Raw genomic sequence first — 24,523 nt, 5'->3', positions numbered from 1 at the left:
CCCCGCACCAAGAAAGATCTTCCTGGAACCTACCGCGCCCGGCGGTCAGCGCCCGTACGCGCGGCGCGCGTTGCCCTCGGCGACCAGCCCCGCCAGCCGCCGGGCGTCGTGCTCGGTCCAGGCGTCGTCGGCCACGCCCTCCCGCAGGTAGCGGGCCAGCGCCCGCCGGAACAGCAGCGCTCCCAGATGGTGGAACTCCGCCAGCCCGAACGCGTCGGAGGAGTACAGCACCTTCCCGAACGGCGCCAGCTCCAGCAGCTCGGCGACCAGCGCGGGCGCGCGGTGCCCCAGGTTGTGGGTGGCCAGCCCCACGTCCACGAACACGTGCGGGAACACCTGCGCCAGATAGCCCGCCTGCCGGTGGAACGGGTAGTTGTGCAGCAGCATCATCGGCACGCCCGTCGGCTGCACCGCCCGCAGCAGGTCCGTCAGCAGCAGCGGGTCCCCGCGCCGCAGGTCGGTCTCGCTGTCGCCGTAGCCGACGTGGAACTGCACCGGCAGCCCCAGGTCCACCGCGCACCACACCAGGAACCGGTGCATCACCTCGTCGCACACGCGCGGCGGCGCGCTGCGCCCGGCCATCGCCCGGTCGGCCTCGCGCAGCAGCCGCGCGGCGGCCTGCGCGACCTCGTTGTCGCGGGGCCGCTCCCCCGCCAGCTCCAGGCCCGCCCGGTAGGCGGCGATCGACTTGGCGCCGGCCGCCGTCGCCGCGCGCGCCGCCAGCCGGGCCCGCACCTCCCCCGTGAACGCGCCCACGCTCATCCCCTCGGAGGCGACCTGCTCGGCGACCGTCTCCAGCCGCACCACCTCGTGCGCGGGCGCCCCGGCCAGCTTGCCCAGCTCGGCCGGCTCCAGCATCGACTCGGGCAGGTACCCGGTGTCCACGCACAGTCCCGACAGCCCGGCCGCCGCCAGGAACCTCCGGTTCACCTCGGACGCGCCCAGTTCGGCCCGGCGCGCCAGATAGGCGTCGGGTTCGGCGTGCGGCGACAGGTCCAGCACCGGGGCGCACCAGCGGCGCACCGCCAGCCCCGCCTGGGTGTCGAACATGCTGCCGCCGAGCGGCCCGGCCCCGTCCGCCTCGGTCAGCAGCGCCTCGAACGCCGCCCGGTCCAGGTCGCGCCGCACCACCCCGTGGCAGTGGTGGTCGAACAGCGGTATCGACTCCAGATCCAGCAGCACGACGCGCTCCCTCCGTGAAACGGCCCCCCGGTCTCCCTACGATGCCCGTAAGACCGTCGCCCATCACCCACACCGCCCGGGGAGCGCCAGCGTGGACGAGACGACCGGACCCCGCCCACCGGAGCCCCGCCCGCTGGACCGCGCCGAACGCGCCCGGCTCGGGGAGCGCGCCGCCGTCCTCGCCGAGGAGCTGATGGCCGAGAACGTCGCGGTCGTCGCGCTGACGTTCGTGGACACCACCGGCCTCACCCGGGTCAAGGCGGTGCCGGTGGAGCGCCTGGGGCACGCCGCGACCTGGGGGGTGGGGGCCTCGCCGTGCTTCGACGCGTTCCTGCAGGACGACTCGGCGGTCCCGGCCCGCTTCACCGGCGGCGCGACCGGCGATCTCCGGCTGCACCCGGTGCTGGACCGGCTGGTCCCGCTCACCGCGCTGCCCGGCTGGGCCTGGGCGCCCGCCGACCGGTACGCCCAGGACGGCGCCCCGCACCCGGTGGACGGGCGCCACGCGCTGCGCCGCGAGACCGCCCGGCTGGCCGCGCTGGGCTGGTCGGCGCGGGCGGCGTTCGAGACCGAGTGGGTCGTGCTCGACGCGGAGGGCGAGCCCCGCTTCGGGCACCCCGCCTACGGCATGTCGCGGCTGGTGGAGGCGGCGGACTACCTGCGGGACGTGGTCCAGGCCCTCGCCGCCTCCGGGGTCGCGGTCGAGCAGATCCACCCCGAGTACTCGCCGTCGCAGTTCGAGCTGTCGGTCGCCGCCGAGGACCCGGTCGGCGCGGCCGACACCGCCGTGCTGGTCCGCGACACGATCCGCGCGGTGACCCGCCGCGCCGGGCTGACCGCGACGTTCGCGCCGAAGGTGCGGGCCGAGGGGGTCGGCAACGGCGGGCACGTCCACCTGAGCCTGTGGGGCGGGGGCGCGCCCGCCGCGCCGGAGGGGAACGCGATGGCGGGCGGCGCCGGGCCGTTCGGGATGGCCCCCGCCGGGGAGGCGTTCGCGGCCGGGATCCTGGCGCACCTGCCCGCGCTGCTGGCGCTGGGCGCCCCGTCGGCCGCCAGCTACCTGCGGCTGCTGCCGTCCCACTGGGCGGGCGCGTACGCCTGCTGGGGGCTGGAGAACCGGGAGGCCGCGCTGCGGTTCGTCACCGGCGCGGCCGGCTCCCGCCACCACGCCGCCAATCTGGAGATCAAGTGCTTCGACGCCACCGCCAACCCCTACCTGGCGCTGGCCGGGCTGCTGGCGGCGGGCCGCGCCGGGCTCGCCGCCGGCGGCGCGCTGCCCGAGCCGGTGGACGTCGATCCGGCGACGCTGCCGGGCGCCCGGCGCCTGCCGGCCACCCTCGCCGAGGCCACCGACGCGTTCGCGGGCGATCCGGCGCTGACCGGGGCGTTCGGCGAGGCGATCACCGACACGGTCGTGGCGGTGCGGCGGGGCGAGAGCGCGCTGTTCGCGGGGGCGTCCCCGGAGGAGATCGTCCGGGCCACCGTCACCCGCTACTGAGCCGGTCCGGACAGGCGTTATAACTGGAACCGAGTTCACCGACCACCGGCGACGGGATCACGAGGTCATGCGCATCACCGGCTACCAGAGCCACGGAGTGGCCGCCTCCGTCGCCCTCGTCAACGCCGTGACCTGCGACGAGGGGGACGACAGCCCCGAGGCTCTGCGGGCGGTCCTGCGCGACAACGGCTTCTTCTGGCAGGACTTCGAGGACGCCCACGCCGACGCGTTCCGGTCCTGGGCCTGGTCACTGCGGCGGTTCTTCGAGGCGGGCGAGCTCACCCAGGCGGTCGCGGTGCTCAACGAGCTGATGCTGGAGACGCCGATGCACCCGCACCTGTCGGAGCACGGCGGCCTGGGGCTGCACATGCACTACGCGCCGCCGTCGGCGCGGCTGCCGCTGCGGTTCCGCGCCACCACGCTCATGCACATCTCGACGATGGTGTGCGAGCACGGCCTGGCCCGCAGCGGCGTGTGCGCCGCGCCCGACTGCGACCGCGTCTACGCCGACACCTCGCGGGCGGGGCGGCGGCGGTTCTGCTCGGAGACCTGCGCCAACCGCACCAACGTCGCCGCGTTCCGCGCCCGCAGGCGCGCCCGCCGGGACGGGTGAGAACGCGGCGACGCCGGCCGGCCGGTGACCGGGTGGTCAGGCGGCGTTGTCGTGACCGTGGCCGTGGTCGTGCGCCGACCGGGCCCCGGGCAGCTCGGGGCCGCGCGGCGGGATGGCGTCGGCCCGGGCCGGGTCGATCCGGTCGAGCGCGCCGGTCCCGGCGGCGAACGCCAGGTCCACCATCGACAGGTGGGCGGTGCGGACCTGGAAGCGCTGCCGCTCGGGCGGCAGGTCGCTCAGCTCCACCAGCAGCGAGGCGCTGCCGCGCAGGCCGTAGGCGTTGCGGGCGATGCCCTGGTAGGAGCCGCCGGGGTACTGGGACACGACCGCGCCCGCCCGGGTGAACGCCTGGTTCATCCGCACCGCGACCTGCTTGGAGCGCCGGACCGCGTCGGCGGGGACGCCGGCGGCGGTCGGCCACTGGATGGAGGTGGTGATCTCCCGGCCGTCGGGCGGCGGGAAGGCGTAGCGGCCCTGCATGTGGTAGTCCACCACGATCGACGGCCGGAACGCCGCGTAGGTGCGCTGGATGGCGGCGGCCTCGGGGACCGGGTTGTCCTCGGGCCGCACCGCCGGGTCGTGGTAGCGGTTGATGTCGTAGCCCTTGCCCGGCTCGCCGTACTCCGGCTTGGCGTCGGGGTCGTAGTTGTAGCGCCAGTTGCGCTCGTGGCCGTCGGGGTTGGCGCGGACCAGGACCCCGAGGGTGATCTTGGAGCGGAGGTGGCGGGCGGCGCGGCCGTTGCCCAGGCCGAGGTCGCGGACCGCGGAGATCGCCGACTCGGTGGCCAGCGGCTCGTCGCCGTGCTGCTGGGTGACGTACAGCAGCCGCCTCGGGCCGTTGCCGAGGGTGACGAACCACAGGGGCCGGCCCTCGTTGCTGGTGCCGACGCTGCGGACCTTGACGCGGCCGTGCGAGGCGCGGGCGATGCGGCGCAGCGCGGCGGCCAGCTCGGCGTTGGTGTGCAGGCGCACGCCCTTGCCCGCCTGCGGGGCGGCGGCCGGGTGGGGCCGCGGGGCGGGCTCCGCGTGGGCGGGAACGGCCGGGAGCGCCGCGGCGAGGGTGAGCGCGGCCATCCCGGCGGCCGGGACCAGACGGGTTCTCATCAGGAGCCTCCAGCGGATCGGCGGGCCATCCCCGACATGACCCTGGTGATCATCTGGTCGGACCGTATCCGATCATGCGCGTGGCGTCGAGATCGGCCCACGATCTCCGCCCGCTTGGTGTGAGCCCGCTTACCTTTACGAACTCCTGGGGTTTTGGGGCATACCCAAGGGGGTCCGATGCATTGGACAAGGGGTGCGCCCGCCCGAGGCCCGGCGCGCCCACCCCCTTCCACCGCACGTCTTCGAACCCTTTTCCGGAGCCATGTCGTTCGTGCTGCCGCATGCCGTCCGTACCGCCCGTCCCGACCGGCCGATCCGCGTCACGGCCGAAGTCCAGTCCACCGCCTTCCGGATCACCCGGCTCACCTTCACCGCCACCGCCGCCTACCTGCTGGCGCTGGCGGTGCTGCCCGCCGGGATCCCCGCGCCGCTGCTGGCGCCGCTGACCGCGCTGCTGGTCGTCCAGTACTCCGTCTACCAGACGATCAAGGCGAGCGTGTCGCGCGTGGTCGCCGTCGCCTCCGGGGTGCTGGTGGCGGTGCTGTCGGCCGGGACCGTCGGGTTCTCCTGGTGGAGCCTGGGGCTGACCATCCTGGCCGCGCTCGCCGTGGGGCACGTGCTCCGGCTGGGCGAACACGTGCTGGAGGTCCCGATCAGCGCGATGCTGATCTTCGCGCTGGGCGCGGCGAGTGACGCGGCCGCCGCCGACCGCGTGCTGGAGACCCTGATCGGGGCCGGCGCCGGGCTCGCCGTCACGCTGCTGGTGCCCTCGGTGCGGGTGCGCCCCGCGCAGGAGGCCGTCGAGGGCGTCGGCGCGAAGCTGGCCTCGGTGCTGACCGGCCTGTCGGCCGACATCCGGCACGGCCTGACCGCCGAGGCCGCCGACCGGCGCCTGCACGGCACCGAGGACCTGGCCCACCGCATCGACGGCCTGCACGTGGAGCTCGGCGAGACCGAGGACAGCCTGCGCCTCAACCCGCGCGCGATCAGGATGACCCACGCCGGGATCGCGCTGCGCGACGGCCTGGAGACCATGGAGCACTTCACGCTGTCGCTGCGCGGGCTGCTGCGGGCGCTGGCCGACTACACCCGGCTGGGCGGCGACGCCTCACGCCTGGGCTCCGACGACGCGGTCCGCGGCCCGCTGGCCGACATGATCGGCGCGATCGGCGCGGCCGTGGACACCTACGGCCGGCTCGTCTGCTCCGACCTGGCCCCCGACGCCCGGCCCGACGATCTGGAACGGTCCCTGGACCGCTACCTGCGGGAGGCCCGCGAGCACCGCGCCCGGCTCGGCGCGGCGGTGCGCACCCGGCCCGGCACCACCGGCCCGTGGCCGCTGTACGGCGAGATCATCATGCATCTGGACCGGCTGGTCGAGCAGCTGCGCGTCGAGCGCCGCGCGATGGCGCGGGAGGACTGGCGCCGCCGCCGCGCCGCCGACCGGCACCTGCCCGAGCGGCCCGCCCGGCTGGTGGGGACGGCGGGCGCGCGGCTGCGGTCGGCCGCCGAGCGCCACGCCCGCGAGGTCGATCTCGGAGAGATGCCCTACCGGCCGCAGCTGCGGCGGCGCCGGTAGGGCCTCCCGAGGGGCTCGCGCCGGGCGGTCAGCTCCGGCCGAAGGTCGTCTCCAGGACGTCGATGCCCCGGGCGTGGTCGGCGACGTAGACGTACTTGCCGTGGTAGTACGCCGCCCACGCCCGCGAGTCGTCCGGCCGGAAGTAGGCGATCTGCTTGGGGTTCGTGGGGTCGCGCACGTCCAGGAACCGGGTGCCCTGCGAGTAGAACGACTGGGCGAGCACGCCGTTCCTGATGTCGAAGTAGTGCGCCGAGCAGTCGTCGGTGTCGGGGCGGCTGCCCTCCTGCCCGGCGACGCCCCAGGTGCCGAGCGTCCGCAGCCGGAACTTGTTGTCCGGCGTCGAACGCCAGCCCTGCCCGCCGTAGGAGCCCTTCAGCGACGCGAACACCAGCAGGCCGTCGTTGGCGCAGCCCTCGTTGAAGGTCTCCTCGGTGACGATCAGGACCTGGCCCACGCCCCACTTGCGCGGGTCGGGGCCCTGGTTCCAGGTGCGGCCGACGGCCCGGAAGCTGTTGTGCATGAACGAGGAGTTGGTGGTCGCCTCGTCGATGCCGCCGCCCGCGTACGGGACCGGGTCCCACGCGGTGGCCTTCCGGAAGCGCTTCTTCACCGGGTCCCAGCGGCGGCCCTCGGTGTGGTAGCCGCGCACGCCGCCGCGGCCCGACGCCCACGCGATCCCGGCGGCGTCCACCTGGATGTCGTGGGTGTAGTCGGTCGTGCCGTCGTTGCGGCCGGTGTCGATCGGGTTCTGGAACACCTTCGGCCGGCGCGGGTCGCGCACGTCGGTGACCCACACGGGGCGGCCGGCCCAGTCGGCGGGCATCCAGCTGGCCTTGGCGGGGCCGCCGGTCCACAGGTACCGGCAGTCGTTGACGCAGGAGGTGGTGTGCCCGGCCGGGACCTTCACGTAGGTGAGCTGCTTCAGGCTCTCGGGCTTGGACACGTCGATGACGTAGATGCCCGACTCGCCGGTGTCGGTGTTCCCGCCGAACGCGCGCGGGTCCCGCGACAGGTAGATGATCTTGCGCTTGTGGTCGGCTTCGGTGTCCTCGCCCTGCCAGAACCCCGGCAGGTCGAACGTGCCGACCAGCGGCGGGCTCTTGGGGTCGGCGGTCAGGTCGTAGGCCTTGAGCCCGAACCGGCCGCTGACGTACATGATCGTCCGCTTGTTCTTGCCCTTGCCGTAGTCCATGAAGACCAGCGAGGTGGACTCCTTGGCGTCGGGCACGTTGCCGACGGGCTTCACGCCCTTGATCGCGTTGGAGACCCGCTGGGAGGTCTTGCCGACGTCGCGGGGCCCGTGCCCGGCGTGCGCGCCGAGATCGCGCCCCTCCCCCTGGGCCGAGGCCACACGGGTCTGCTGGTTGCCGGGGTCGGGCGGGCACGCCCAGGCCGTCCCGGCCGTCAGCGCGGCGGCCGCCGCGACCGAGGCCGTGCCGAACAGGACACGTCGGGTGGGTCTGCCGGGGGACATCGCGCCTCCGATCACGCGGGGATGGCGAGTCGAGTGTGACCGTAAAGATCATCAAGCTCAAGGGGCGAGGAGTGACGAAGAAGTCGCCGCCGGAATGTGAGCAGATGCCCACCGGCCCAGGTGGCGGCGGTCCGCCCCTTCTCGGCGGTGCGCCGGTGCCGTACGCTCACCGGCGTCCGGCACCGGTCAGATCGAAGGAGCGCCCCGCGTGAAGAGCGTCGCCCGCACCGCCGCCCTGGTCGCGGGGGCGGTCGTGGTCCTGGTGTCCCCGGTGGTGGCGTTCCGGGCATGGAGCGGGCCCGCCGACCCGCGCCCGTCGGTGGGGGCCGCGCCCGCCGCGACGCTGCTGCCGGGCGACGTGCGCGACGCCACCGGGCGGATGGTCGCGGGCGCGGTGTGGACGGGCCTGGTCGAGCACGACCCGGCGACCGGCCGCGCGGTCGAGGCCGCCGCCCAGTCGATCACCAGCCCGGACCGGCGGGTGTGGACGGTGCGGCTGCGCCCCGGCGGGCGCTTCCACGACGGCTCGCCCGTCACGGCCCGGTCGTTCACCGACGCCTGGACGGCGGTGCTGCGCGAGCGCTGGGCCGGGGCGCGGCTGCTCACCGAGGTCGCGCGGGTCAAGGGCGCGCGGGAGGGCGCGGACGGCGTCGCCGGGCTCAGGGTGACCGGGGACCTGTCGTTCGAGGTGACGCTCGACCGGCCGCTCAACGGCTTCCCGTCGCTGCTGGGCGACCCGGCGTTCCTGCCGATGCCCGAGCCGGTACTGAGGTCGCGCGACTGGGCCGCCTACGCCCGGCGGCCGGTCGGCAACGGGCCCGTGCGGGTCGTCTCCAACGACGGCCGGGCGCTCGTCCTGCGGCGCGACGGCGCGCGCGACGTCGTGGTCAGGGCCGTGCCGGACGCGGGCCGCCAGTACGCGGCGGTCGAGGCGGGCGACCTGGACGTCGCCACGGCCGTCCCGCCGAACCGGCACGCGTCGATGGACAAGGACTTCCCCGGGCGGCACCTGGTGGTGCCGGGCCGGGCGATGACGTACCTGGCGTTCCCCGGGTGGGAGAAGCGGCTGTCCTCGCCCGCCGTCCGGCAGGCGATCTCGATGGCGATCGACCGGCGCGCCGTGTCCGAGGGGCCGCTCGGCCACCAGACCACCCCGGCCAACTCGCTGGTCGCCCCCGGCATCCTGCCCGGCCGCCGCGAGGGCCAGTGCCGCCTGTGCGTGCACGACCCGAAGGCCGCGTCGGCGGCGCTCGCCGACGCGGGCGGGCTGGGCGGGCCGGTGACGTTCTGGTACGAGGCGGGGGCGGGCGACGACGCGTGGGTGAAGGCCCTCGCCGACCAGCTCCGCGCGAACCTGAGGCTCGACACCCGCCTGAAGCCCGTGCCGACCGCCGACCTGCGCAGAGCTCTGGACAAGCGCGAGGTGGACGGCCCGTACGTGGTGCGTTCGGCCGCCGCCTACCCCGCCCCGATCGCCGCGCTCAGCCCGCTCACCGCCGCCGGGACCGGCTACCGCGACGAGTACGCCCTCGACCAGATCGGCCGGGCCGAGAGCGCCGCCACCCCCGACGACGCGGTGATCCCGGCCCGCCTCGCCGAGAGCGCGCTGCTGCGGGACATGCCGCTGCTGCCGCTGTGGGCCCCGCACGACCACTTCGTGTGGTCCGAACGCGCCCGGGGCGTCACCGCCGACGCGTTCACGGGCCTGCGCCTGGACCGCCTGACCGCGACGGGGTGAGGGCGGGCGTCGCCGCCCGCGCCAGCAGGAGCGCGGGCAGCGCGCCCGCGATCGCCGGCACGGCGGCCGTGACGAACATCGCGTCCACTCCGGACATCCCGTAGGGGACGCCGAGCACCGCGATCCCGACGGCGATGCCGACCTGCTTGCCGGTGTTGGTCACCCCGGACGCCACGCCCGCCGCGCGGGCGGGCACGGCGGCCAGGGCGACCTGGCTCGCCGCCAGGTTCCCGATCCCCATGCCGAGTCCGCCGAGCACGAAGCCGGGCACCATCGCGCCCCACGCGTGCGTCCGGCAGGTGGCCGCCAGCAGCAGGCAGGAGGCGGCCAGCAGCAGCGGCCCGGCGGCGACCAGCGCGGCGGGCGGCAACCGGTGCGCGACGCGGGCCAGCAGCAGGGGCGCGGCCAGGCCGGGCAGGCCGTAGGCCAGGAACCACGCGCCCGCCTCCGCCGGGCGGGCTCCCATCGGGCCCTGGACGTGGAGCGAGAAGTAGGCCAGCGATCCCGCGCCGGTGACGTGGAGGGCGCAGGCGGCGACGGCGTTGGCGCGGAACAGCCGCCCGCCGAGCGGCGCGAGCACGGCGGTGCGCCGCCGGGCGAGCGCGGCGAACGCCAGGGCGGCGACGGCGAGCCCGCCCACCGCCTCCGGTCCGCCCCACCCGGCGCGCGGCCCCTCGATCAGCGCCCACAGCAGCCCGCCCATCCCGGCGGCCAGCAGGCCGGTGCCGCCGGGGTCCAGCGGGCGCGGGTCCGGGTCGCGCGACTCGCGCACCGCGCGGGCCGCGACGGCGAGCGCGGCCAGCCCGACCGGGACGTTCAGCAGGAACAGCGCCCGCCAGCCGAACGCCTCGGTGAGCGCGCCGCCGACCAGCGGCCCGGTCACGCCCGCCGCCCCGGCCGCCGCCGCGAGGACGGCCAGGGCGCGGTCGCGTTCGGGGCCGGGCGGGTGGAGCGCGGCCAGCAGCGGCGACGCGGTCCCGTAGAGCAGGGCCGCGCCCGCGCCCTGGACCGCGCGCAGCGCGTCCAGCACCGGCGCGGAGGGCGCCAGGGCGCAGGCCAGCGAGGCGGCGGTGAAGACCGCCAGACCGGCCAGCAGGAAACGGCGGCGGCCGAGCCGGTCGGCCAGCGCCCCGGCGGGCAGCAGCAGGACCGCCAGCGTCAGGGCGTAGGCGTCCACGGCCCACTGGGCCTCCGCCAGCCCGGCGTCCAGGTCGCGGCGCAGGGCGGGCAGGGCGACGTTCACGCCGATCAGGTCGAGGACGAGCAGGTAGCCGGTGACGGTGACGACCGCCAGGGTCCACCGGGGGGACATGGGACCTCACTTGGTATACAGGGTATATATACGGCGTATATTAAGCGGTAGGCTGGACGGGTGACCACCCCCGCCCCGCGCGGCCGGGGCACCCGTGGCCTGACCCGCGACGAGGTGCTCGACGCCGCCCTCGACCTCGCCGAGGAGCGCGGCCTGTCCGCCGTCGGCGTCCGCGCCGTCGCCTCCCGCCTCGGCGTGACCCCGATGGCGCTCTACCGCTACGTCGGCGACAAGGACGGGCTGCTGGACGGCCTGGTCGAGCGGCTGATGCGCGAGATGCCCGAGGACGACCCGGACCTGCCCTGGCAGGACCGGATGCGCGCGTTCGCCGCGGGCGTCCGGCAGGTCGCGCGCCGCCACCCCGCGCTGTTCCCGCTGCTGTTCACCCGCCCGACCGTCGGCCCCGAGGCGCGCCGCCCCCGCGACGCGGTGCAGGACATGCTGCGCGCGGCGGGCGTCCCCGAGGAGGTCGTCCCGCCGCTGCAACGGCTGCTGGACACCGTCGGCATGGGCCTGGCCGCCTCCGAGGCGGGCGGGCGCTTCACCGCCGCCCCCGAGGAGATCGACCGGGTCCACGCCCTGGCCGAGGAGATCTTCCTCGACGCGATCGAGCGCTACGCCGCCCGCTGACCGCTCCCCCGTCACAACCCCGGACCGTCATCCGGCTTGCCAAAAATATGTAGACCGGTCTACTTTCACCCCATGCGCATCCATCACCTCAACTGCGGATCACTGACGACGATCGAACGGGTGGAGGGCGGCGACGCCCGGCACGTCGTGTGCCACTGCCTGCTGATCGAGACCGACGCCGGGCTGGTGCTGGTCGACTCCGGCCTCGGCACCCACGACATCGCCCGCCCCGGCGAGCGCCTCGGCGCCGACTGGGTCACCTACGCCGGTCCCGTGCTGGACCCCGCCGAGACCGCGCTGCGGCAGGTCCGGCGGCTCGGCCACTCCCCCGCCGACGTGCGGCACATCGTCCTCACCCACGCCCACAACGACCACATGGGCGGCCTGTCGGACTTCCCGGAGGCGACCGTCCACCTGCACGAGGCCGAGCACGCGACGCTCGACCCGGACAACGCGCAGCTCGCCCACGGGCCTCGCTGGAGCACCTACGGCGACGGCGGCGACGAGTGGTTCGGGTTCGCGGGCGCACGGCCCCTGCCGGGGCCGCCGCCGGAGATCGTGGTGTTCCCGCTCGGCGGCCACACGCCCGGCCACGCCGGGGTCGCCGTGGACGCTGGGGACCGCTGGCTGCTGCACGCGGGCGACACGTACTTCTACCACGGCGAGATCGACCGGCCCGAGCCGGTGACGCACCCGCTGATGCAGCTCGTCCAGGAGGGCGGCGAGACCGACCGCGCCCTGCGCCTGGACAACGTCGCGCGCCTCCGCGAACTGGCGCGCACGCGCGGCGGCGAGGTCGAGGTGTTCAGCGCCCACGACCCGTGGGAGTTCGGCCGCCTGAGCGCGGTCTCCTGAGCCCGGTCCCCTGGGCTCAGTCTCCTGAGCCGAGGCGGTAGGCGAGGGCCGTGTGGCGGCGGCCCTGGCCCGTCGTGCGGACGGCGGCGGCCAGCGCGCGGCGGGAGCCGACCAGGACGACCAGCTTCTTGGCGCGGGTGATGCCGGTGTAGAGCAGGTTGCGCTGCAACATCATCCAGGAGCTGGTCGTCAGCGGCAGCACCACCGCCGGGTACTCGCTGCCCTGCGAGCGGTGGATCGTGATGGCGTAGGCGTGGGCGAGCTCGTCCAGCTCGTCGAAGGCGTAGTCGATGTCCTCGTCCTCGTCGGTGCGGACCGTGAGGGTGTGCTCCTCCAGGGAGACGGCGGTGACGACGCCGACGGTGCCGTTGAACACCCCGGCCTCGCCCTTGTCGTAGTTGTTGCGGAGCTGGGTGACCTTGTCGCCGACCCGGAAGACGCGCCCGCCGTAGCGGCGTTCGGGCTTCCTCTCGTCGTGCGGGGTCAGCGCGTCCTGGAGCATCTGGTTCAGTGTGCCCGCCCCGGCCGCGCCCCGGTGCATCGGCGTGAGGACCTGCACGTCGCGGCGCGCGTCCAGGCCGAACTTGCGGGGGATGCGGTGGGCGACGACGTCCACGGTGAGGGTGGCGGTCTCCTCGGGGTCGTCGCAGGGGAACAGGAAGAAGTCGGGGTAGCCGTGGGTGTGCGGGTGCTCGCCGCTGTTGACGCGGTGGGCGTTGACGACGATCCCGGACCGCTGGGCCTGCCGGAAGATCCTCGTGAGCCGGACGCGCGGGATGACCTCGGCGTTCAGCAGGTCGGCCAGCACCTCGCCCGCGCCGACCGACGGCAGCTGGTCCACGTCGCCGACCAGCAGCAGGTGCGCGCCGCGAGGGACGGCCTTGACCAGCTTGTTGGCCAGGATCAGGTCGACCATGGAGCTCTCGTCCACCACGACCAGGTCGGCGTCCAGCGGCTCGTCCTGGTCGTAGCGGGCGTCGCCGCCGGGCTGGAGCTGGAGCAGGCGGTGCACGGTGGACGCCTCGTGGCCGGTCAGCTCGGCCAGCCGCTTGGCGGCGCGGCCGGTCGGCGCCACCAGCACGATCCTGGCGTTCTTCGCGGCGGCCAGCTCCACGATGGACCGGACGGTGAAGCTCTTGCCGCAGCCGGGGCCGCCGGTCAGGACCGCGACCCGGGAGGTGAGCGCGAGCCGCACGGCCTGCTCCTGCTCGGGGGCCAGCTCCACGCCGGTGCGCTGCCGCAGCCAGCCGAGCGCCCGGTCCCAGTCGACGTCGGCGAACGCCTTGAGCCGGTCGTGCCCGGCCTCCAGCAGCTCGCGCAGGCCGCGCGCCAGGGAGCGTTCGGCGCGGTGGAACGGCACCAGGTACACCGCCGGGATGTCGGCGGCGTCCTCGCCCGCGCCGGGGATGCGCTCGCGGACCACGCCCTCCTCGGCGACCAGCTCGTCCAGGGCGGGGCCGATCAGCTCGCGCGGCACGCCGAGGATCTTCTCGGCCGCCGTGACCAGGTTCGGCTCGGGCATGAAGCAGTGGCCGTTGTCGGCGCCCTCCGACAGGGTGTACTGGAGCCCGGCCTTGATCCGCTCGGGGCTGTCGTGCGGGATGCCGACCGCCTGGGCGATGGTGTCGGCGGTCTTGAAGCCGATGCCCCACACGTCGGAGGCCAGTTTGTACGGCTCGCGCCGGACGGTGCCGATCGAGGCGTCGCCGTACTGCTTGTAGATCCGCACCGCCAGGGAGGTGGAGACCCCGACGCCCTGCAGGAAGACCATCACCTCCTTGATGGCCTTCTGCTCCTCCCAGGCGTCGGCGATGCGCTTGACGCGCTTGCGGCCGAGGCCGCGCACCTCGTTGAGGCGCTCGGGCTCCTCCTCGATGACCTGCAGGATGTCGGTGCCGAAGTGCTCGACCATCCGGTCGGCCATCACCGGCCCGATCCCCTTGATCATCCCGGAGCCCAGGTAGCGCCGCAGGCCCTGCACGGTCGCGGGCAGCACGGTGCTGTAGGAGTCCACCTCGAACTGCTTGCCGTAGCGGGGGTGCGACCGCCACCGGCCGGTCAGCCGCAGGCTCTCCCCCACCTGCGCGCCCAGCAGCGCGCCCACCACCGTCAGCAGGTCGCCGGTCGGGCCGGTGCGGTCGGTGGCCACGCGCGCGACGGTGTAGCCGGTGTCCTCGTTGGCGTAGGTGATCCTCTCCAGGACCGCCTCCAGCACCACCGGCCGGGGAGGGTCAGGCGCCGCGCTCGTCACATGCCCAGGATGCCCGACCCCACCGACACTCCGGTAACCGCGCCCGGACGGGCCGCTGGCCGCATCCGGCAGATGATCTAGAACTCGCGGTGATCGCGGCGTACGTTCCGGGAGGCCCATCCGTACCGCGAGTACCGAGAGGTGTCGCTGGTGTTCCGCTCCCGATTCCTGACACTGGCCACGGGCTTCGCCACCGCCGCCACGCTGGTCGCCGCGCCCCCGGCGGCCGCGGCCCCCGCCGCCGACAACGCCCCCATCGCCGGGTTCACGCCGCGCAGCGCCACGCTGCAACGGCAGCTGGAGAAGGCGTTCGGCGCCGTCCCGACCGCGACCAGGGCGCGTGCCCTGGACCGGGAACTGGCCTCCGAACCCGGCCTGGCCGCCACCACGGGCGACCGGCGGCGCGTCGACCGCATCGTGCGCGAGCTGCGCTCCTACGGCCTCAGGCCCGAGGTGAAGACCTACCACACGTACCTGTCGCAGCCGAGGCGCATCAAGGTCGAGATGACCGCGCCCCGGCGGGTGAACCTGCCGGTCAAGGAACGGCGGCGCCCCTGGCAGAAGGACTTCCAGCACGTCATCCCCGGCCACAGCGGCATGTCGCCCGACGGCCGCGTCGAGGGCGAGGTCGTCTACGCCAACTACGGGCGGCCCGAGGACTTCGCGCTGCTGGAGAAGAACGGGATCTCCGTCAAGGGCAAGATCGTGCTGGCCCGGTACGGCGCGGTGCTCCGCGGCGTCAAGCCGCGCGAGGCCGCCCGGCGCGGCGCCAAGGCCGTGCTGATCTACTCCGACCCCGCCGACGACGGGTTCACCCACGGCAAGGTCTACCCGCAGGGGCCGTGGCGCGCCGCCGACGGCATCCAGCGCGGCAGCGTCGCGCAGATCATGTACGCGGCCGGCGACCCGCTCACGCCCGGCTGGCCCGCCACCCGGAACGCCCGGCGGATCAGACCCGAGCAGTCGGTGATGCTCCGGGGCCTGGTGCCCACCGCGCCGATCTCCTACGGGGCCGCCGAGCCGCTGCTGCGCTCCCTCGGCGGCGCGCGGGTGCCCAGGGAGTGGCAGGGCGGGCTCAGGTTCCCGTACCGGTTCGGACCCGGCGGCACGCGCGTCCACCTGGACCTGAGGAACGACTACCGGGTCCGTCCCATCTGGAACGTCATCGTCCGCGTCCCCGGCGCCGAACGCCCCGACCAGGAGGTCATCCTCGGCGCCCACCACGACTCCTGGGCCTACGGCAGCGTCGACAACCTGTCGGGCACCGGCAACATCCTGCAGATCGGCCGGGGCCTCGGCGCGCTGCTGAGGAAGGGCTGGAGGCCCCGGCGGTCGATCGTGCTGGCCACCTGGGACGGCGAGGAGTACGGCATCTACGGCTCCAGCGAGTACGCCGAGGACCGCGACCGGCTGCTCCGCAACGCCGTCGCCTACATCAACATGGACGGCGCGGGCGGCTCGGACTTCGGCGCGCAGGCCACCCCCGCCCTCGACCGGTTCGTCACCGACGTGACCAGGGAGGTCCGCTGGCCCGGCACCACCGGAACGGCCTACGACGACTGGAAGCGCAAGAACGGAGGGACGACCCCGATCGACCGCATCGGCGGCGGCTCGGACTTCCAGGCGTTCTTCCAGCGGTACGGCGTCCCGGCGATGGACCTGGGCTCCTCCAGCCCCGGCACCGCGGGCAGTTACCACTGCGCCTGCGACGACCACTACTGGACCTCGCGCTTCGGCGACCCGACGTTCGAGTACCACGCGGCCATGTCGCGGCTGGTCGGCATCGCGGCGCTGCGGCTGGCCAACGCCGACGTCGCGCCGCTGCGCTACCAGTCGTACGCGGCCGAGACCGTGACGTACCTGAACGACTTCACCGCCGCGCAGAAGAAGAAGTACGGCCGGGTCGTGGTGGACGTGTCGCGCGACGTGCGGCAGGCGCGGGCGTGGCAGCGGGCCGCCGAGGCGTTGCAGGCCCGTGCCGACGCCGCGCTGAAGGCCGGGGACACCGCCGCGTTCCGCCGCCTCAACGACAAGATCATGCAGACGGAGCGGGACCTGCTGACCGCCGCCGGGCTGCCCCGGAGGCCCTGGTACCGGCACCAGATGTACGCGCCCGGCATCGACACCGGGTACGCCACCCAGCGGCTGCCCGCCCTGAACGACGCGCTGTTCCAGTTCGGCGATCCGGCGCTGGCCCGCAGGTACGAGGCCGAGCTCTACCGCAGCCTCCGGGCCGCGACCCGCACCCTCACCCCCTGACCGGGTGACCGGGCGTCATCCTCGCCGCGCGGCCCCGGCCATCGCGGCGAGGGTGGCGCGCGCGTCGTGCCGGGGCGTCCAGCCCAGCTCGCGGCGCGCCTTCCCGGTGTCCATGACCATGGAGTGCTTGGCGCCGTGGATCCACTCGGCCTGCGCGGGCAGGTACGGCAGCAGGTCGACCGCCCCGGCGGCGAGCCCCACCAGCCGCCCCGACACCGGCAGCGCGTACGCGCCGATCGCCCGCGCCACGTCGGAGATGGTGATCTCGCCGTCCCCGGCCAGGTTGTAGGCGCCGGGCGGGCCGTCGCCGTTGACGGCGGCGGTCACGGCGCCCGCCACGTCGTCGTGGTGGACGAGCTGGAAGGCGCGGCCGGGGTCGGGCAGCACCGGCCGCAGCCCCGGCACCAGCCCCAGCGTCCTGCGGACCGGCTCGGGCACGTACTTCGCGACCTGCTCCCACGGCAGGCTGCGCAACATCACCGTCGCCTCGGGGCCGGCCACGACGCACGGCCGCAGCACGTACACCTCCAGGCCGGAGCCGCCGGTGACCTCGGCGAGGATCCGTTCGCAGGCGGCCTTCTGCCGCGAGTAGTAGTGCTCGTCCGAGCCGCGCGGCGGAACGTCCTCGGTGATCGGGACGGGCGTGTCGGGGTGGTACCCGTAGGCGGCGACCGACGAGGTGTAGACGAGGCGGCGGGGCCGACGCGCGGCGACGGCCGCCTCGAACACGTTCCGCGTCCCGGCCAGGTTGACCCGCTCGCTCTCGCTCCGCGACCCCATGATGACGTAGGCGAGGTGGACCACGACGTCGGCGTCCGCGACCAGCGCGTCCACCGCGGCCCGGTCCAGGATGTCGCCCCGCCGGTAGGCGGTCTTCCTCCAGCCGTGCGAGGCGGGGTCGAACGGGCGGCGCGCCATGCCGAGCACCCGCTCCACGCGGTCGTCGTCCTCCAGGGCGGCCACCGCCGCCATGCCGATCTCTCCGGTGGGTCCGGTCACCGCGACCGTCAGGCCCATGGCGGTCTCCCGAGCTGTCAGGGGGCTGGACGATCCGGGGTGGTACCCGCCGAGACCTCCAGCACACCCGTCTCGGTGACCAGCGCGGTGACCAGGCGCGCCGGGGTGACGTCGAACGCCGGGTTGAACGCCCGCGCCCCCGGCGGCGCGACCGGCGCCCCGCCCCAGGCCAGGACCTCGTCGGCGGCGCGCTCCTCGATCGGGATCGCCGCGCCGTCGGGGGTGGCCAGGTCCACGGTGCTCCACGGCGCGGCCACCACGAACGGGATCCCGGCCGCCGCGCAGGCCAGCGCGACGCCGACCGACCCGACCTTGTTGGCGGTGTCGCCGTTGGCGGCGACCCGGTCCGCCCCGATGACCGCCACGTCCACCAGCCCGCGCAGCACCGTGCCCGCCGCCGCCCCGTCGGCCTGGACCAGGTAGGGGATGCCCGCCTGCTCCAGCTCCCAGGCGGTGAGCCGCGAGCCCTGCAACAGCGGGCGGGTCTCGTCGGCGTAGACGACCTCCAGCCGGTCGCGGGCGTGCAGCTCGCGGACGATCCCGAGCGCGGTCCCCCATCCGGCGGTCGCCAGCGCCCCGGTGTTGCAGTGGGTGAGCACGCGCAACGGCCGGTCGCCCACCCGGTCCAGCAGCCAGTCCGCGCCGTGCGCGCCGATCGCGCGGTTGCCGCGCACGTCCTCCTCCAGCAGGGCCCGCGCCTCGGCGACCACGGCGTCCAGGCCCTCGGCCACCAGCGGCCGGACCCGGTCCACGCCCGCCGCCAGGTTCACGGCGGTCGGCCGGGCCTCGCGCACCCGCGTGATCGCCGCCTCCAGCGTCGCGTCGTCCCAGCCCTCGGCGGCGGCCTGCCGCATCGCGACCGCGACGCCGAACGCGCCCGCCACGCCGAGCGCGGGCGCGCCCCGCACCGCCAGCCGGACGATGGCGTCGACGAGCCCGTCCACGTCCCGCACGTCCAGGGGGACGACCCTGCCCGGCAGCGCCGTCTGGTCGATCAGCCGCAGCCCGTCCCCGGTCCACTCCACCGCCCGAATGTCCGCCATCCGAGCAGGATATGCCGGTCGCTCCCGCCGGTCAGGCGCCGCCGAAGCGGCCGCCCGGCGGGACCTTCCGGTTCGCCATCAGCTCCGAGACCGTCACGAACGTGTAGCCCTTGGCCGCCAGCCGTTCCAGGATCTCGGGCACCGCGTCCACCGTCGTCCGGTGGATGTCGTGCATCAGGATCACCGCGCCGGGGCGCGCGCGGCGCACCGCCCGGTCGGCGACGACCTTCGCGTCGCGGTCGCGCCAGTCGTTGGTGTCGACGCTCCACAGGACCTGCCGCAGGCCCAGCGAACGCGTCACGCCCGCGACGGTGCCGTTGGTCGCGCCGTAGGGGGGCCGCATGAGCGTCGGCGCGGTGCCGGTCGCCGACCGCACGATCTCCTGGGTGCGCTGGACGTCGGAGTTGACCTGCACGGCGGTGAGGCGGCTCAGGTCGCGGTGGCTCTGGGTGTGGTTGCCGATCTCGTGGCCCTCGGCGTGCTCGCGGCGCAGCAGGTCGGCGTGGGCGTCGGCGTTGGTGCCGACCACGAAGAACGTGGCGCGCGCCCGGGCGTCGCGGAGCGTGTCCAGCAGCCGCCCGGTGGCGGGGCCGGGGCCGTCGTCGAAGGTCAGCGCGACGCACTTGGCCGTCGCGCAGTCGGTGCGTCCGGGCGGGACGGTGGCGTCCGGGGTGGCGCCCGGGGTGGCCGTCGGGCTCGGGGTGGCCGATCCGTCCAGCGCCAGCCTCGGGCGGGGCGCCATCGCGGCCGCGTACGCGCGCCTGCCGAACTCCGACAGCAGCGGCTCGTAGTCCGCGCGTTCCAGCACGACCGCGACCCGCCCCGACGAGCCGGGCGCGACGGTGTTGTCGCTGAACTCCACCACCATGTCGCCGACGTCGTTGAACCCCAGCGACGAGAACGTGTCGGCCCCGGCGGTGACGCGCGCCGGGTCCCCCTTGCCGCCCAGCCGCGCGCGGACGCGCTCGGCCAGCCCCGCCAGGCCGCCGCCCGCGCGCAGCAGGTCGGCCGAGGGCCGGACCTCGCCGGTCCGCCCGTCGTACCACAGGGTGCGCCGCGCCTCCCCGGCCGAGGCCCCGGCGGACTCGGCGAACACCAGCCGCACGCCGACGACGTCGCCGGACGCGGCGGCCAGGGACCACTGGACGTTGAGCTCGGGCACCGCGCCCGGCGTCCGGTCCCCGGTGTCGGCCAGGAACGGCCGGATGCGCTCGTCGGCGGCGGCGGCCAGCGCGGCGGTCAGCCGGTCCGCGCCGGGGATCCTCGGCCAGGCGGCGTACAGGTGGCGGCGCCCGTCCTGCTCGTTGCGGGTCGCCACCGACAGGCCGGGGACCGTGCCGGGATCGACGACGTGCACCGCCGTGGAGTCGGCCACCGGCCGGACCCGCTGCCCGGGGCCGCCCCCGCAACCCGCCAGCAGCGCGGCCGAGGCCAGCCCGGAGACCAGCACGGCCGCCCCGCGCAACGCCCGGGCCCGCCCGGGGGTCGCCGCCTCTCCCCGTGCCCGACGCCGTGTCCCGACGAACAAAGAACGCACCCCCATGTGTCCCGGTGGACCGGGCCCCCGGCCCGGAGATCGGTTCGCAGCGTATGCCGGAGATCGTCAGGAAATGCCGTAACACATGGGGCATAGCGGACTTTTCCCTTTATCGGAGGAGTCGTTGGGAGGTGCTTTAACTTTCCTTGACTTCGGCGGGGCCGCTCTGGCGGCGGCGGCGCGGCTCGTGCCATCGTGAGACACGACGGGACGACGGGCCCTCCGGCGGCCCGACATCCGACGGCCCGGGTCGAGAGGTGACGCCCCATGACCAGCCCAGGTGCGCGTCCGGCCGACGGTTCCCCACGGGACCTGCGGCCGGGCGACCCCACGCGGGTGGGGCGCTTCACCCTGGAGGCGCGCATCGGCGAGGGCGGCATGGGCGCGGTCTACCTGGGCCGCTCCCCCGAGGGCCGGCCCGTCGCGGTGAAGGTCGTCCGCCCCGACCTGGCCGACGACCGCCGGTTCCTGGCCCGCTTCCACGACGAGGCCCGCAACGCCCAGCGCGTCGCGTCGTTCTGCACCGCGCAGGTCCTGGACCACGGCGAGGACCTCGGCCTGGCCTACATGGTCACCGAGTACATCGAGGGGCCGTCGCTGCTGGAGTACGTCACCGGGAACGGCCCGCTCCAGCCGGGCATGCTGCACGGCGTCGCGGTCGGCGTGGCCGCCGCGCTGGTGGCCATCCACTCCGCCGGGCTCGTGCACCGCGACCTCAAGCCCAGCAACGTGCTGCTGTCGATCACCGGTCCGCGGGTCATCGACTTCGGCATCGCCCGCGCGCTGGACGAGGCGTCGGCGCACACCCGCACCGGCCAGGTGGTCGGCACCCCCGGCTACATCTCCCCCGAGCAGGTCACCGCGCAGGAGACCACCCCGGCGGCCGACCTGTTCGCCTGGGGCTGCCTGGTCGCGTTCGCCGCCAACGGGCGCAACCCGTTCGGCACGGGCCCGTTCCACCTCATGATGGCCCGCGTCGTGCACGCCGACCCCGAACTGGGCGCGCTCACCGAGCCCCTGGCCGGGCTGGTCCGCCAGGTCCTCGACAAGGATCCGCGCCACCGTCCCACCGCGCGCGACCTGCTGCTGTCGCTGGTCGGCGGCTCCAGCGAGGAGGCCGTGAACACCACGCTCGGCTCGCTCGGCCCCGCCTGGGTGGCCCCGCTCCAGCCCGAACCGGCCGCCCCGCCACCGCCCGCCGCGCCCGAGTCCCGGCCCGAGCCCGAACCGCAACCCGAACCGGAGCCCGCGCCGGAGCCGGAACCCCGGCCGGAGCCCTGGTCGGAACCCCGGTCGCAGCCCGTGCCCGAGCCGCCGACCGGCCCGCTCGCCTCGCCCCCGACCGGCACCCCGCTCCCCCACGCCACCGTTCCCTCCGCCCCTCTCACCTCGGTCCCCTCCCCCTCCACCCAGGAGACCGTCGCCGAGACGCCCACCGTCGCCCGGCGCCGGAGCCCCCGGCGCGGCGGCGCCATGGCGGCGGCCGCCGCCGCGGCGCTGGTCGCGGCCGTGACCGGCGGCGTGTTCGCGCTCGACCGGCTCACCGGCTCCTCCGGCCGCCCGGACGCCGGCGGCCAGGCGGGTTCGCCGCAGACGAGCGGAGCCTCCGGCACGTTGGCGGGCGGCGTCCCGACCACGCCGATGATGGTGCGCATCGACACCGAGCAGACCTGGACCAAGGGCGAGTGCCGCAGCGACATCGGCCGGTTCACCCCCGGCGCGGCCCGGCCCGAGACCCTGGTCGGCGGGGACACCTGCGACTCGCTGCCCGAGCAGTCGCACGACCGCTCCCGGATCGCGTTCACCCGCTCGCTCGGCGGCGGCCGCACCGCGGCGATGCTGGTCGGGGCCGCCGGCGGCACCCCCACCATGGTCACCGACCGGCTGTCCGGCGGCCGGGTGTCCTGGTCCCCCGACGACAGCAAGCTGGCGTTCGTCGGGAAGGTGGACGGCGTCGCGCAGATCTTCACCGTGCCGGTCGGCGGCGGGACGCCCCGGCAGCTCACCCGCGACACCGCCGCCAAGGACGACCCCATGTGGTCCCCGCAGGGCCGGATCGTCTTCTGGAGCAAGCGCGACGGCGTCGAGCAGCTCTACACCCTCGACCCCGAGCGCCCCGACGAGCCCTGGAAGCGGATCGTCGACGACGGCGTGCGCTCCGTGGACCCCGAGTGGTCGCCCGACGGCACGCGGATCGCCTACACGCGCGGCCCCTATCCCGACAGCGACATCTGGGTGGTCGGCGCGGAGGGCGGCACGCCCCGTCCGCTGGTGCGGGGCGGGGGCCACGACATGGACGCCGCCTGGTCGCGCGACGGGCGGTGGCTGTCCTACGTGCGGGGTCCCTACGACAAGCCGGAGCTGCGGGTCATCCGCACCGACGGCGAGGAGGACCGGAAGCTGACCCCGAGCGGCTACACGATCGCCCACCCCAACTGGTGAGCCGCGCCGCCGGTCTCAGGTGCCGAGGGTGTCCAGCCGCCGCAGGATCACGCCCTCCCGCAGCGCCCACGGGCAGACCTCCAGCTCGGGCAGCCCGAACAGGTCCATCGCGGCGTCGGCGACGATCGCCCCGGCGGGCAGCTGCGGAACGCGGCGCTCCGACACCCCGGGCAGCTCGGCCCGTTCCTCCGGGGACATCCGCGGCAGCTTCTCGGCCAGCTCGGTCAGGCCCGGGTGCCGCAGCACGCGCCGCACGAACGGCCCCTCCGCCGACGCCGCCGCCCCGGCGACCCGCGCCAGCTGCTTGAACGTCTTCGACGTCGCCACCGCGTGGTCGGGCGCGCCGTAGCGGGACACCTCCCCCACGTGCCGGGCGATCTCGGCGCGCACGTGCTTGCGCAGCTTGCGCACCTCCTCGGGCGGCACCGGGTCGGCGGAGAACCAGTCGCGGGTCAGGCGGCCGGCGCCCAGCGGCAGCGAGATCGCCGCGTCGGGCTCCTCGTCGATCCCGGAGGCGACCTCCAGCGAGCCGCCGCCGATGTCCACCACCAGCAGCCGCCCCGACGACCAGCCGAACCAGCGCCGCACCGCCAGGAACGTCAGCCGCGCCTCGTCGGCGCCCGACAGCACGCTGATGTCCACGCCCATGTCCTCGCGGAGGCGGGTGAGGACCTCCTCGCCGTTGGCGGCGTCGCGCACCGCCGAGGTCGCGAACGCGACCAGGTCCTCCACGCCCTTGTCCTCGGCGATCTGCAGGGCCTCGGCGACGAACGCGGTCAGCTTCGCCTCGCCCTCGGCCGACAGCCGGTCGTCGTCGTCCAGGTGGGCCGCCAGCCGCAGCTCCGCCTTGTGGGAGAACGCGGGCAGCGGGCGCGCCCCCCGATGGGCGTCCACCACCAGCAGGTGCACCGTGTTCGAGCCCACGTCAAGCACGCCGAGTCGCATGGCCATGACGGTAGCGGACCCGGAGCGAATCGGGGTCAGCCGCCCTTTCCCTCCGAAAGGGTGTCCACGGCGATCGCGACCGCCAGCGCCAGCGGCACGTCGGCGCCCTCGGCCACCTCCACGGCGTAGGTGTCGCGCAGCGCGACCTGCACCCATTTGCGGGAGATGACCGCGACGGTGCCCTCCTCGGCCGCGACGGTGTACTCCTTGCGGAACACGTTGCCGGTGACCGACCATTCGCCGCCGTCGGCCAGCTCCACGGTGAACCGGTCGCGCGGGAGGCTGATCAGGTGCTTGCGGACGATGGCGGCGGGCCGCCCGTCGCGTTCGACGGTCATGGTGTCGCGGATGCCGAGCATCTTGCGGCGCACCACGGCCAGCACCTCGCCGTCGGGCGACTTCAGCTCGAACGTCCGCCGGACGCGCAGCGCCTTGCCGTCCACCAGGAACGCGTGCCGTCCGTCCTCGTCCTCGATCCAGGAGTCGTCCCCGATCCCCATGATCCTGCTGCGCACGGTGAACCTCATGCGGCCACTCCATCCGATCGCGGCGCCGCGCGCCAGGCCCGGATACGCTCGCAGACGTGAAAGAACGGACGGGGGCGGGGGCCCGGTGGCGGGTGCCGCCGCAGCAGGTGGCCGTCAAGTGGCTGGCGTGCGCGGCGTTCGTCGCGCTGGCGGCGCTGTCGTCGGGCGACCCGCAGCGGATGCTGCTGGCCGGGGCCGCCGCCGTCGGCGCGGGGGCGCTGGCGCTGCGCGACGTGCTGGCGCCGGTGCGGGTGGCCGCCGACGCGGAGGGCGTGACGCTGGTCACCGGGTACGCGACGCGGCGGCGCGTGCCGTGGGGCGAGGTGACCGCGGTGCGGGTGGACGAGCGCAGGCGGCTGCTGACCACCACGCGGCTGCTGGAGATCGAGACCGGCGGCACGGCCGACGGCACCGAGGACGGGCACGACGTGCACCTGTTCAGCCGGTTCGACCTGGGGGTCGACGTGGCGGACGCCGCCGCCGGGCTGGAGCGGCTGCGGGAGGCGGCGCGCTGACC

General features: G+C 75.2%; 19 protein-coding genes. 9 read left to right on the top strand and 10 right to left on the bottom strand.

The genetic code is table 11. The features are described 5' to 3' along the window. Nucleotides 1-45: 45 nt before the first annotated feature. Nucleotides 46-1,182: an amidohydrolase family protein gene (locus HNR61_RS32350; RefSeq protein WP_182846944.1), complete on the bottom strand. Its 1,137-nt coding sequence runs from the start codon at nucleotides 1,180-1,182 to the stop codon at nucleotides 46-48. Nucleotides 1,183-1,273: 91 nt separating this feature from the next. Between HNR61_RS32350 and HNR61_RS32345 the strand changes: the two genes are divergently transcribed. Both HNR61_RS32345 and HNR61_RS46985 read left to right on the top strand, forming a co-directional pair. Next, nucleotides 1,274-2,680 carry a type I glutamate--ammonia ligase gene (locus tag HNR61_RS32345; RefSeq protein WP_312898204.1) on the top strand — a complete coding sequence of 469 codons (1,407 nt, stop codon included), beginning with the start codon at nucleotides 1,274-1,276 and terminating at the stop codon, nucleotides 2,678-2,680. Nucleotides 2,681-2,747: 67 nt separating this feature from the next. Then, nucleotides 2,748-3,293 (top strand): CGNR zinc finger domain-containing protein, encoded by a 546-nt coding sequence (locus HNR61_RS46985; protein WP_220510056.1) that lies wholly within the window; start codon nucleotides 2,748-2,750, stop codon nucleotides 3,291-3,293. 36 nt (nucleotides 3,294-3,329) lie between these two features. Here HNR61_RS46985 and HNR61_RS32335 read toward each other — a convergent pair whose 3' ends face one another. Beyond that, entirely contained in the window at nucleotides 3,330-4,397 is a 1,068-nt protein-coding gene (locus tag HNR61_RS32335; protein WP_220510055.1) for a M14 family zinc carboxypeptidase, read from the bottom strand. A 262-nt stretch (nucleotides 4,398-4,659) separates the two neighbouring features. Between HNR61_RS32335 and HNR61_RS32330 the strand changes: the two genes are divergently transcribed. After that, nucleotides 4,660-5,976, top strand: a complete 1,317-nt coding sequence (locus HNR61_RS32330) for an FUSC family protein (RefSeq protein ID WP_182846943.1) — start codon at nucleotides 4,660-4,662, stop codon at nucleotides 5,974-5,976. Between the two features lie 28 nt (nucleotides 5,977-6,004). Here the strand turns inward: HNR61_RS32330 and HNR61_RS32325 are convergent, their stop codons facing one another. Further along, on the bottom strand, nucleotides 6,005-7,450 hold the full coding sequence (locus tag HNR61_RS32325; RefSeq protein WP_182846942.1) for an LVIVD repeat-containing protein: 1,446 nt from the start codon (nucleotides 7,448-7,450) through the stop codon (nucleotides 6,005-6,007). Between the two features lie 208 nt (nucleotides 7,451-7,658). Here HNR61_RS32325 and HNR61_RS32320 point away from each other — a divergent pair, with 208 nt between their 5' ends. After that, nucleotides 7,659-9,188 carry a peptide ABC transporter substrate-binding protein gene (locus HNR61_RS32320; protein WP_182846941.1) on the top strand — a complete coding sequence of 510 codons (1,530 nt, stop codon included), beginning with the start codon at nucleotides 7,659-7,661 and terminating at the stop codon, nucleotides 9,186-9,188. On the opposite strand, the gene HNR61_RS32315 is transcribed toward HNR61_RS32320, so the two are convergent. Beyond that, complete coding sequence (locus HNR61_RS32315; protein WP_182846940.1) at nucleotides 9,148-10,500, bottom strand: MFS transporter; 1,353 nt, start codon at nucleotides 10,498-10,500, stop codon at nucleotides 9,148-9,150. The genes HNR61_RS32320 and HNR61_RS32315 overlap by 41 nt on opposite strands. Nucleotides 10,501-10,560: 60 nt before the next feature. Here HNR61_RS32315 and HNR61_RS32310 point away from each other — a divergent pair, with 60 nt between their 5' ends. Beyond that, nucleotides 10,561-11,130 carry a TetR/AcrR family transcriptional regulator gene (locus tag HNR61_RS32310; RefSeq protein WP_220510054.1) on the top strand — a complete coding sequence of 190 codons (570 nt, stop codon included), beginning with the start codon at nucleotides 10,561-10,563 and terminating at the stop codon, nucleotides 11,128-11,130. Between the two features lie 72 nt (nucleotides 11,131-11,202). Further along, complete coding sequence (locus HNR61_RS32305) at nucleotides 11,203-11,985, top strand: MBL fold metallo-hydrolase (RefSeq protein ID WP_182846939.1); 783 nt, start codon at nucleotides 11,203-11,205, stop codon at nucleotides 11,983-11,985. A gap of 16 nt (nucleotides 11,986-12,001) precedes the next feature. On the opposite strand, the gene recD2 is transcribed toward HNR61_RS32305, so the two are convergent. Continuing rightward, nucleotides 12,002-14,236 (bottom strand): SF1B family DNA helicase RecD2, encoded by a 2,235-nt coding sequence (recD2, locus tag HNR61_RS32300; RefSeq protein ID WP_312898203.1) that lies wholly within the window; start codon nucleotides 14,234-14,236, stop codon nucleotides 12,002-12,004. 150 nt (nucleotides 14,237-14,386) lie between these two features. Between recD2 and HNR61_RS32295 the strand changes: the two genes are divergently transcribed. Continuing rightward, on the top strand, nucleotides 14,387-16,495 hold the full coding sequence (locus HNR61_RS32295; protein ID WP_182846937.1) for a M28 family peptidase: 2,109 nt from the start codon (nucleotides 14,387-14,389) through the stop codon (nucleotides 16,493-16,495). 15 nt (nucleotides 16,496-16,510) lie between these two features. Here the strand turns inward: HNR61_RS32295 and HNR61_RS32290 are convergent, their stop codons facing one another. The 3 genes from HNR61_RS32290 to HNR61_RS32280 are packed head-to-tail and all read right to left on the bottom strand — an operon-like array spanning nucleotide 16,511 to nucleotide 20,005. Further along, nucleotides 16,511-17,512 (bottom strand): NAD-dependent epimerase/dehydratase family protein, encoded by a 1,002-nt coding sequence (locus tag HNR61_RS32290; RefSeq protein ID WP_182846936.1) that lies wholly within the window; start codon nucleotides 17,510-17,512, stop codon nucleotides 16,511-16,513. 17 nt (nucleotides 17,513-17,529) lie between these two features. After that, on the bottom strand, nucleotides 17,530-18,555 hold the full coding sequence (gene mtnA / locus HNR61_RS32285) for an S-methyl-5-thioribose-1-phosphate isomerase (protein ID WP_182846935.1): 1,026 nt from the start codon (nucleotides 18,553-18,555) through the stop codon (nucleotides 17,530-17,532). A gap of 31 nt (nucleotides 18,556-18,586) precedes the next feature. Further along, nucleotides 18,587-20,005, bottom strand: coding sequence for a polysaccharide deacetylase family protein (locus tag HNR61_RS32280; protein ID WP_182846934.1), 1,419 nt, complete (start codon nucleotides 20,003-20,005; stop codon nucleotides 18,587-18,589). 354 nt (nucleotides 20,006-20,359) lie between these two features. Between HNR61_RS32280 and HNR61_RS32275 the strand changes: the two genes are divergently transcribed. Next, nucleotides 20,360-22,534, top strand: a complete 2,175-nt coding sequence (locus HNR61_RS32275; protein ID WP_182846933.1) for a protein kinase domain-containing protein — start codon at nucleotides 20,360-20,362, stop codon at nucleotides 22,532-22,534. Nucleotides 22,535-22,549: 15 nt separating this feature from the next. On the opposite strand, the gene HNR61_RS32270 is transcribed toward HNR61_RS32275, so the two are convergent. Together HNR61_RS32270 and HNR61_RS32265 are read right to left on the bottom strand one after the other, a co-directional pair. Further along, the gene (locus HNR61_RS32270; RefSeq protein WP_182846932.1) at nucleotides 22,550-23,479 is read right to left on the bottom strand and encodes a Ppx/GppA phosphatase family protein; all 930 of its coding nucleotides are present in this window, start codon (nucleotides 23,477-23,479) and stop codon (nucleotides 22,550-22,552) included. Nucleotides 23,480-23,514: 35 nt separating this feature from the next. After that, nucleotides 23,515-24,006: an LURP-one-related/scramblase family protein gene (locus HNR61_RS32265; RefSeq protein ID WP_182846931.1), complete on the bottom strand. Its 492-nt coding sequence runs from the start codon at nucleotides 24,004-24,006 to the stop codon at nucleotides 23,515-23,517. A gap of 56 nt (nucleotides 24,007-24,062) precedes the next feature. Here HNR61_RS32265 and HNR61_RS32260 point away from each other — a divergent pair, with 56 nt between their 5' ends. Further along, entirely contained in the window at nucleotides 24,063-24,521 is a 459-nt protein-coding gene (locus tag HNR61_RS32260; protein WP_182846930.1) for a PH domain-containing protein, read from the top strand. Nucleotides 24,522-24,523 lie beyond the last annotated feature (2 nt).

Source organism: Actinomadura kijaniata (assembly GCF_014138665.1).
Taxonomy (GTDB): Bacteria; Actinomycetota; Actinomycetes; order Streptosporangiales; family Streptosporangiaceae; genus Spirillospora; species Spirillospora kijaniata.
Note: the sequence above shows the minus strand (reverse complement) of the source record. Positions and strands in the feature narration are given on the sequence as shown.